The sequence below is a fragment of the Modestobacter sp. NPDC049651 genome, from assembly GCF_040659695.1.
Lineage (GTDB): Bacteria > Actinomycetota > Actinomycetes > Mycobacteriales > Geodermatophilaceae > Modestobacter.
In genome coordinates this window covers 37,129-45,693 of the sequence record NZ_JBFAOG010000024.1, presented here as the reverse complement: position 1 = coordinate 45,693, position 8,565 = coordinate 37,129, and the positions used below count along the sequence as shown (strand labels likewise).

At 77.2% G+C, this 8,565-nt stretch carries 10 protein-coding genes; 7 read left to right on the top strand and 3 right to left on the bottom strand.

Translation table 11 applies throughout. The features are described from left to right. Positions 1-106 precede the first annotated feature (106 nt). The 6 genes from AB0J00_RS21240 to AB0J00_RS21215 are packed head-to-tail and all read left to right on the top strand — an operon-like array spanning position 107 to position 5,162. On the top strand, positions 107-481 hold the full coding sequence (locus AB0J00_RS21240) for a YbaK/EbsC family protein (RefSeq protein ID WP_357748894.1): 375 nt from the start codon (positions 107-109) through the stop codon (positions 479-481). Beyond that, a complete protein-coding gene (locus AB0J00_RS21235) occupies positions 478-1,050 on the top strand; it encodes a GNAT family N-acetyltransferase (RefSeq protein WP_357748891.1) in 573 nt (190 codons plus the stop codon). The genes AB0J00_RS21240 and AB0J00_RS21235 overlap by 4 nt, the downstream gene beginning before the upstream one ends. Further along, a complete protein-coding gene (locus AB0J00_RS21230) occupies positions 1,047-2,651 on the top strand; it encodes an NAD(P)/FAD-dependent oxidoreductase (protein WP_357748896.1) in 1,605 nt (534 codons plus the stop codon). The genes AB0J00_RS21235 and AB0J00_RS21230 overlap by 4 nt, the downstream gene beginning before the upstream one ends. Beyond that, positions 2,648-3,418 carry a carotenoid biosynthesis protein gene (locus AB0J00_RS21225; protein WP_357748888.1) on the top strand — a complete coding sequence of 257 codons (771 nt, stop codon included), beginning with the start codon at positions 2,648-2,650 and terminating at the stop codon, positions 3,416-3,418. The genes AB0J00_RS21230 and AB0J00_RS21225 overlap by 4 nt, the downstream gene beginning before the upstream one ends. Next, the gene (locus tag AB0J00_RS21220) at positions 3,415-4,518 is read left to right on the top strand and encodes a glycosyltransferase family 2 protein (protein WP_357748885.1); all 1,104 of its coding nucleotides are present in this window, start codon (positions 3,415-3,417) and stop codon (positions 4,516-4,518) included. Before AB0J00_RS21225 ends, AB0J00_RS21220 begins: the two co-directional genes overlap by 4 nt. Then, on the top strand, positions 4,515-5,162 hold the full coding sequence (locus AB0J00_RS21215; RefSeq protein ID WP_357748883.1) for a flavin reductase family protein: 648 nt from the start codon (positions 4,515-4,517) through the stop codon (positions 5,160-5,162). Before AB0J00_RS21220 ends, AB0J00_RS21215 begins: the two co-directional genes overlap by 4 nt. On the opposite strand, the gene AB0J00_RS21210 is transcribed toward AB0J00_RS21215, so the two are convergent. Continuing rightward, complete coding sequence (locus AB0J00_RS21210) at positions 5,163-6,140, bottom strand: carbohydrate kinase family protein (protein WP_357748881.1); 978 nt, start codon at positions 6,138-6,140, stop codon at positions 5,163-5,165. Between the two features lie 95 nt (positions 6,141-6,235). Then, a complete protein-coding gene (locus AB0J00_RS21205) occupies positions 6,236-6,919 on the bottom strand; it encodes a CDP-alcohol phosphatidyltransferase family protein (protein ID WP_357748878.1) in 684 nt (227 codons plus the stop codon). A 22-nt stretch (positions 6,920-6,941) separates the two neighbouring features. On the opposite strand from AB0J00_RS21205, the gene AB0J00_RS21200 reads away from it, so the two are divergent. Then, positions 6,942-7,754, top strand: a complete 813-nt coding sequence (locus AB0J00_RS21200; protein ID WP_357748875.1) for an alpha/beta fold hydrolase — start codon at positions 6,942-6,944, stop codon at positions 7,752-7,754. 21 nt (positions 7,755-7,775) lie between these two features. Here AB0J00_RS21200 and AB0J00_RS21195 read toward each other — a convergent pair whose 3' ends face one another. Then, positions 7,776-8,555, bottom strand: coding sequence for an SDR family oxidoreductase (locus AB0J00_RS21195; RefSeq protein ID WP_357748873.1), 780 nt, complete (start codon positions 8,553-8,555; stop codon positions 7,776-7,778). Between the last annotated feature and the right edge of the window lie 10 nt (positions 8,556-8,565).

Genomic DNA, 8,565 nt, shown 5'->3' with positions numbered 1-8,565 from the left:
CACCGAGAACCCGGTCCCGTTGCCCAGGTTGTAGATCCGGTGCTCGCCGGGCGCGGGCGGCAGCGCCCGCACCGCGGCGACCGCCGCCGCCCAGCTGGGCGTGCCGGTGGGCGCGATCGCCAACAGCCTGGTGTTCGACGTCGACGGCGCGCCGCTGCTGGTGCTCACCAGCGGGGCGCACCGGGTCGACGAGCCGCTGGTCGCCGACCTGCTCGGCGTCCCGCGGATCACCCGGGCCACGCCGGAGTTCGTCCGGCAGCACACCGGGCAGGCCATCGGCGGGGTCGCCCCGGTGGGGCACCCCGAGCCGATCGGCACGCTGGTCGACGTCGAGCTGGCCCGCTTCCCGCAGGTCTGGGCCGCCGCCGGGCACCCGCACACCGTCTTCCCCACCACCTACCCCGAGCTCCTCGAGCTCACCGACGGCACCCCGGCCGAGGTCGGGCCGGGGGCACAGACAGAGGAGGCGGTCCCCCGGTGACCGGCACCGCACCTGCCACCCGGGTGGCCGAGCTGCCCACCGCCTGGATGCGCGAGCACCTGCACGAGGCGCTGGCCATCTACGGCGCCGCGATGGGCTACAGCGAGTCGGTCGTCGCCGGCCGCTACGGCTACGCCGTCCAGCACACCGAGCGGCCCGGCTTCCGCGCCGTCGGGGCCTTCGCCGACACCCCGTCCGGGGAGCAGTTCGTCGGCTTCGGCTACGGCTACCTGGTGGCCCCGGGCCAGTGGTGGCACGACCAGGTGCGCAACGCCCTGGACCGGCGGACGGCGAAGCAGTGGCTGCCCGGCGCGTTCGAGGTCTGCGAGCTGCACGTGCACCCCGACCACCAGAGCCGCGGCATCGGCCGGCAGCTGCTGCACGCACTGGTCGAGGGGCTGCCCCACCCGGCCGCGCTGCTGAGCACCCCGGACACCGACACCAAGGCGTTCCGGCTGTACCACAAGGACGGGTTCGTCGACCTCGCCCGCAACTACAAGTTCCCCGGCGACGCGCGCCCGTTCGCCATCCTCGGCGCCCGCCTCCCGCTCACCCCGCCGCGGAGCTGATCCCCGTCGACACCTGCGACGCCGTCGTCATCGGCGCCGGGCACAACGGGCTGGTCGCCGCCGCCTACCTGGCGCGCGCCGGGCTGCACGTGGCGGTCGTCGAGGCCGACGAGGTGCTCGGCGGCGCGGTGAGCACGGTCGAGCGCTGGCCGGGGGTGCGGGTCGACCGCGGCTCCAGCGCGCACGTGATGATCCGGCACAGCGGGATCGTCGAGGAGCTGGAGCTCGAGCGGTTCGGGCTGCGGTACGTCGACTGCGACCCGTGGGGCTTCGCCCCCGCCCCGGTGCCCGGCGACCCCGGGCCCGACGGCCGGCCGCTGGTGTTCTCGAAGGACCTGGACGCCACCTGCGCCTCCATCGCCGCAGCCTGCGGGGACGCCGACGCCGCGGCCTACCGCCGGTTCGTCGAGGTGTGGAGGCCGCGCAGCCGCGCCGTCGTCGCCGCGTTCGGCGACCGGCCCGCGCCGTCCCGGCTGGTGCGGCACTTCTGGCCGATCGGCTCGGCCCGGCCGCGCACCTCCGGCGGGGACATCGCGGTCGACTTCCTGGGCTCCGGCGACTCGCTGCTGGACCGCTGGTTCACCTCCGAGCGGCTCAAGGCGGCGCTGGCCTGGTTCGGGGCGCAGTCCGGCCCGCCGATGTCCGAGCCCGGCACGGCCGCGATGATCGGCTGGGCCGCGCTGCTGCACGACGTCCCGCCGGGGCACCCGGTGGGCGGCTCGGGGCGGCTGACCGAGGCGCTGGCCGCCCGGGTGGTCGCCGACGGCGGCGGGGTGCACCTCGGCGACGCCGCCGTCCGGCTGCTCACCGACGGCGGCCGGGTGACCGGTGTCGAGACCGCGTCCGGACGGCGGTTCACCGCTCCCGTCGTGGTCGCCGCCTGCCACGTGGGCGCCACCCGCGCGCTGGCCGGCGACGCCGCACCGCCCGCGCTCGCCGCCGCCGACCCGCCGGTGGGCAACGGCTTCGGCCTGGTGCTGCGCGCGCTCACCGACGCCCCGCCGTCCTACCCCGGCGCGGGTGCCGAGTCGTTGCAGGGACTGCAACTGCTGTGCACCGACCGGGCGCAGCTGGCCCGCGCGCACGGCGACTTCCTGGCCGGCGAGCTGCCCCGCGAGCCGGTGCCGCTGGCGATGTCGTTCTCCGCGAGCGACCCGACGCTCGCCCCGCCCGGCCAGCACGTGGTCACCGTCTGGGGGCAGTGGTACCCGTACGCGCTCGCCGACGGCCGCGACTGGGACGCCCTCGCCGACGACGCCGCCGCCGCGCTCGTGGCCGCGGTCGACCGGTACGCGCCCGGCTTCGCACAGTCGGTACAGCGGCTGCACGTGCAGACGCCGGTGGCCCTCGAGCGCGAGTTGAGGCTGCCGCGCGGGAACGTCATGCACGTGGAGATGGGCCTGGCCAGCATGTTCAGCCTCCGGCCCACGCCGGCGCTGGCCGGCCAGCGGGTACCGGGGCTGGCCGGGCTCTACCTCGCCGGTGCCTCGGTGCACCCCGGTGGCGGGGTGCAGGGCAACTCCGGCCGGACGGCGGCCCGCCTGGTGCTCGGCGACCGGACCCGGCTGGGCCGGCTGCGCCGCCGGGCGGCCCGCAGGTGACCCGCGCGCTGACCGTGCCGCGCCGGCCGTCGCCCGCCTGGGTGCCGGCAGTCGCGCTGGTGCTCACCGCGATCGCCTACCCGCTCACCGACGGCGGCGGCCGGGACGTCGTCAGCTGGGCGATCGTGCTGCTCGGCGCGGCCGCCTCGGTGGCCGCCGCGGGCACCAGCCGGGGCCCGCGGGCCGCAGCGACCGTGCTGGTGCTGGTCGCCGTCGTCGCGGTCGTGTTCGAGGCCGTGGGGCTGGCGACCGGGTTCCCGTACGGCGAGTACTCCTACGCCGACACGCTCGGCCCGACGCTGCTGGGCGTGCCGTTCCTGGTGCCGCTGGCCTGGCTGATGATGGCCTGGCCGAGCTGGGTGCTCGCCAGCCGGCTCGCACCGCACCGCCGGCCGCTCCGGATCGCCCTCGCGGCGTACGTCTTCGCGGCCTGGGACGTGCTGCTGGACCCGCAGATGGTGCAGGCCGGCTACTGGCGGTGGGCGCACCCCTCCCCCGGGCTGCCCGGCATCGGCACGGTGCCGCTGACCAACCTCGCCGGCTGGCTGCTGGCCGGCATCGTGCTGATGACGCTGCTGGACCTCGCACTCGCCCGCACCCCGCGCACCGGTCCCGGCGACGCGGCGGCGCTGCTCGTGCTGGCCTGGATGACCCTCGGTGGCGCGCTGGCCCACGCCGGCTGGCTGGGGCTGCCCGGGTCGGCGGTGTGGGAGGTCGTGCTCGCCGTCCCGGTGCTGGCCGCCGTCGCCGTCCGGCTGCGCCGGTGAGCTCCCGGCTGGTCCGGGGCGCCGCCGCGCTGTCGGTGCTGGGCGCCGCGCACGCCGTCGTCAACACCCGGCTGCTGCGCCGCCCGCCGGCCGTGCCGCCCCCGGTGACCGCCCGGGTCGCGGTCGTCGTCCCGGCCCGCGACGAGGCCCACCAGATCGCCGGCTGCGTGGCCGCGGTGCTCGACCAGCGCGCGGTGCCGGACCTCGCGGTCGTCGTGGTCGACGACGGGTCGACCGACGGCACCGCCGCTCAGGTGCCCGCCGACGACCGGGTGCGGGTGCGCTCCGCGTCGCCGCCGGCGCCGGGGTGGCTGGGCAAGCCGAACGCCTGCGCGCAGGGCGCCACGGCCGCCGGGGACGCCGACGTGCTGGTGTTCCTCGACGCCGACGTCCGGCTGGCGCCCGACGCGCTGGCCGCCGCCGTCGCGGTGCTGGACGACGCCGGCCTGGACCTCGTCTCCCCCTGGCCCCGGCAGCTGACCGGGTCGGCCGCCGAGCGGCTGGTCCAGCCGCTGCAGCAGTGGCTGTGGGCGACGCTGCTGCCGCTGCGGGCCGCCGAGCGCTCCCGCCGTCCGTCGCTGGCCGCGGCCAACGGGCAGTTCCTGGTGGTCCGCCGGGCCGCGTACGACCGGGCCGGCGGCCACGCCGCGGTGCGCGGCGAGGTGATCGAGGACATCGCCCTGCTGCGCGCGGTCAAGGCGGCCGGGGGCCGCGGGGTGGTCGTCGACGGGTCGACGCTGGCCGTCTGCCGGATGTACGACGGCTGGCCGGCGCTGCGCGAGGGCTACACGAAGTCGCTGTGGGCCGCGCTCGGCGGCCGGCCCGCGGGCGCGGTGGCGGCGGCGACCGGGCTGAGCCTGGTCTGGCTGGTGCCGCCGCTGGCCGCGCTCACCGGCTCGCGGGCGGGGCTCGCCGGGTACGCCGCCGGCGTGCTGAACCGGGCGGTGGTGGCGGCGCGCACCGGGGGCCGGGTGTGGCCGGACTCCCTCGCCCACCCCGCGTCGGTGGCGCTGCTGGACGTGCTGGTGGCCCGGTCGCTGCGGGCCGGCCGCCGCGGCGACCTGCGCTGGCGCGGGCGCACCCTGACGATGGACCGGTGACCCAGCCCGCGCGCACGTCGTTCGACCCCGCCGAGATGTCCTCCGGCGCCTTCTACCGGGTGCTCAACTCGGTCGTCGTCCCCCGGCCGATCGCCTGGGTGTGCAGCCGCTCGGCCGAGGGCGTGCACAACCTGGCACCGCACTCCTTCTACACGGTGGCGTGCGTCGACCCGCCGGTCGTCCAGTTCACCTCGGTGGGCCGCAAGGACTCGCTGCGCAACATCGAGGCGACCGGTGACTTCACCGTCAACCTGACGCCCGAGCCGCTGTTCGAACAGGTCAACGCCACCGGCACCGACTTCCCGCCGGACCAGGACGAGGCCGAGCACACCGGGCTGCGGCTGGAGCCCAGCGACACGGTCGCCGCGATGCGGGTGGCCCAGTCACCGGTGTCGCTGGAGTGCACGCTGCACTCCACGCTGCGGCTGGGCGACAGCACGGTGGTGTTCGGCCGGGTCGAGCACATCAGCGTGTGGTCCTCCGCCGTCCGCGACGGGCGGCCGCGGATCGAGGAGCTGCGCCCGCTGGCCCGCCTCGGCGGCAACGAGTGGTCGACGATCGGCGAGGTCCTGGAGATCCGCCGGATCCCCTACCGCACCTGGGCCGAGGACCCGACGATCGGCGAGCGCCTCCGCGAGCGCTGATCAGGCCGGCAGGTGCGGCTCGACCTCGGCGGCGGCGTCGGCACCGAACGCGTCGGCGAACCGCTCGAGGAACGACGCCCGGGGCAGCGAGTACTCCTGGGTGCCGACCACCTCGACGGCGGCGGTGGCCACGGCCGACCCGACCTGCAGCGAGCGCTCCAGGCCCAGGCCCCACTGGCGGGCGGCGACGAAGCCGGCCCGCAGCGCGTCGCCGCCGCCGGTGGGCTCGACCGGCTTGGTCTCCGGGACGGCGATGACGTCGACCGGTTCCTCGCCGGCCCGCTCGACGCGCACCCCGCTGGCCGCCCGGGTGGTCACCCAGCAGCCGACGCGGGCGAGCACCTCGTCGTCGGACCAGCCGGTCTTCTGCAGCAGCAGCGCGTGCTCGTACTCGTTGGTGAACAGCAGCTCGGCGCCGTCGACCAGGTCGCGGATCATCTCGTCGCCGGCCCAGGCCAGCTGCTGCGAGGGGTCGGCGAGGAAGGGGTAGCCGCGGTCCCGGCACTCCTGCGTGTGGCGCACCATCGCGGTCGGGTCGTTCGGGCCGACGACCACCAGGTCGATGCCGCCCACCCGGTCGGCGACCGGTGCCAGCTCGATCGAGGACGCCTCGCTCATCGCGCCCGAGTAGAACGACGCGATCTGGTTGTTGGCCACGTCGGTGGTGCAGGTGAACCGGGCGGTGTGCTTGAGCTCGGACCAGTGCACGCTCGCGGTGTCGACGCCGTGCCGGGTGAGCCAGGCGTCGTAGTCGGCGAAGTCGTTGCCGACCGCGCCGACGAGCACCGGCTGCAGCCCGAGCACGCCGAGCCCGTAGGCCATGTTGGCGCCGGCCCCGCCCCGGTGCTGCACCAGGTCGTCGACGAGGAAGGACAGCGAGACGTTCGCCATCTTCCCCTCGACGAACTGGTCGGTGAACTTCCCGGGGAAGGACATCAGGTGGTCGGTGGCGATCGAACCGGTCACGACGACGGGCATGGGGAACTGCTTCCTCGAGGACGGCGGGACGCGGGCCGCGGCGTCCGCGGGGCGGGCACCAGGGTAGGGCCCGGCTCCCCACCCGGCCCGGGCCGTCATCCCCCGTCCTGCTCCCCGCCGAGCTCGCGGCGCAGCTGGACGCCGAGCTGCGCCGTCCCGACCAGCCCCAGCAGCGCGCCGACCGCCGCGCCGCAGGTGACCACCACCGCCGGGTCGACGACGGCCGCGACGACGCCCGCCCCGCCGAGGGTGAACCCGGTCATCGCCACCCGGGTGGGCCGCTCCCAGACCGAGATGGTGCCGGTCTCGCGCACCCCCGCCTGGCCACCGCGGGCCCGCAGGTAGTCCGGCAGCCAGCACAGCGCGCCGAACGCCGCCGCCAGCCAGCCCGGCGTCCCGGCCGCCCAGAGCGCCCCGGCGTAGGCGACCTCGGTGAGCCGGTCGACGGCGGAGTCGAGGACGAACCCGCGGCGCGACGCCCGGCCCCCGGCGATCGCCAGCGCGCCGTCCAGGGAGTCCAGCAGGCCGGACAGCCCGACGAGCAGCCCGGCGGCGACCAGCCACGCGCCGCCGGCGACGGCGGGGCCGACCGCGCCGGCGGCGACCAGCAGGCCGAGCGCGGTCGCGGCGATCGGCGGCAGCCCGGCCAGCGGGCGGGCCAGGGTGTGGGCCACGGTGAGCCAGCCGCGGACGATGCCACGGGAGGCGTCGGCGTCCCCGTGCCAGCGCGACCACGCCACGAGGTACTCGTCGCGGCTCAGGAAGGGGCGGCGGGGCACCGGTGCAGTCCACCATGGGGGTGTGCTCGCCGGTCTCTCCCCCGCCCGCCGCCGGCTCGTGCTGGGGCTGACCGGTGCGCTGCTGGTCGCCGTCCTGGCCCTGGTCGCGGCGGTCGTCGTCCCCCGGCTGACCGGCGAGGACCCCGCGCCGGTCAGCCAGGACCGGCTCGGCCCGGTGCTGCTCGTGCCCGGCTACGGCGGGTCGACCGCGTCGCTGCGCCCGCTGGCCGACCGGCTGCGCGCGGCCGGCCGGGACGCCGAGGTGGTCGCGGTGCCCGGCGACGGCACCGGCGACCTGGTCGCCTCCGCCGGGGCGCTGGACGACGCGGTCGACGCCGCGCTGGACCGCACCGGCGCCCCCGCCGTGGACGTCGTCGGCTACTCCGCCGGCGGCGTGATCGCCCGGCTGTGGGCGGGGGACGACGGCGGCGCCGACCGGGCCCGGCGGGTGGTGACCCTGGGCTCGCCGCACCACGGGACGACGATCGCCGACCTGGCCGGCTCGCTGGTGCCCGGCGAGTGCCCGGAGGGGTGCCGGCAGCTGGCCACCGACAGCCCCCTGCTGACCCGGCTCAACGCCGGCGACGAGACGCCGGCCGGGCCGACGTGGGTGTCGGTGTGGTCGACCGCGGACCGGACGGTGACCCCGCCGGACTCCGCCCGGCTCGACGGTGCGCTGGACCTGCCGGTCCAGTCGGTGTGCGCCGACTCGCGGGTCGCGCACGGCGACCTGCCCTCGGACGCGCTGGTGCAGGCCATGGTGCTGGCCGAGCTCGCCGCCGGCCCGCCGGTGCCGCTGGACGCCGGCGACTGCACCCGGCTGCGGGCAGGCTGAGCAGCCCCGCCCTCGGGGCGGTCAGTGCACCGAGAAGCCACCGTCGACGTGGACGGCCTGGCCGGTGACGTAGGCCGACGCCCGCCCGGCCAGGAAGACGGCCGCACCAGCGAAGTCGGCCGGCACGCCGTTGCGGCCGACCAGGGTGCGGGCGGCGAGCGCGGCGACCTGCACCGGGTCGCCGGCCATCCGGGCGTTGAGCGGGGTGGGGACGAACCCGGGCACCAGCGTGTTGACGGTGACCCCGGACGGCGACCACGCCTCCGCCTGCGACCGGGCCAGCGCCTCGAGGCCGCCCTTGGACACCCCGTAGGCGCCGCTGTCGGCGAACGCGCGGTGCGCCTGCTGGGAGCTGATGTGCAGGATGCGCCCGAACCCGCGGGCCGCCATGCCCGGGCCGAACCGCCGGCCGAGCAGGAACGGCGCCGTCAGGTTGACCGCCAGGGTGGTCGCCCAGACCTCGTCGTCCAGCTCGCCCAGCGGCGGCCGGAGGTTCACCCCGGCGCTGTTGACCAGCACGTCGGGCTCGCCGAACACGGCGGCGGCGTCGTCCCCGGCCCGCCGGACGCCGTCCCGGGTGGACAGGTCGGCGGCCACCCAGCCCGTGGTCCCGCCCAGCCCGGCGATCTCCTCGGCCGCCTCGGCGAGCGGCCCGGGACGGCGGGCGACCAGCACCACCCGGGCACCGGCCCGCGCGAGGGCACCCGCGATCGCCCGGCCGATGCCGGAGCTGCCGCCGGTGACGACGGCGACCTGGCCGTCCAGGGAGAACAGCTGGTGGAGGTAGCCGGCGGAGGTCACCGGGGCAGTG

Bases quoted from the DNA above. Each gene is read 5' to 3' on its own strand.
- AB0J00_RS21210 (WP_357748881.1), bottom strand. From the start codon at position 6,140: ATGCCCGTCGTCGTGACCGGTTCGATCGCCACCGACCACCTGATGTCC.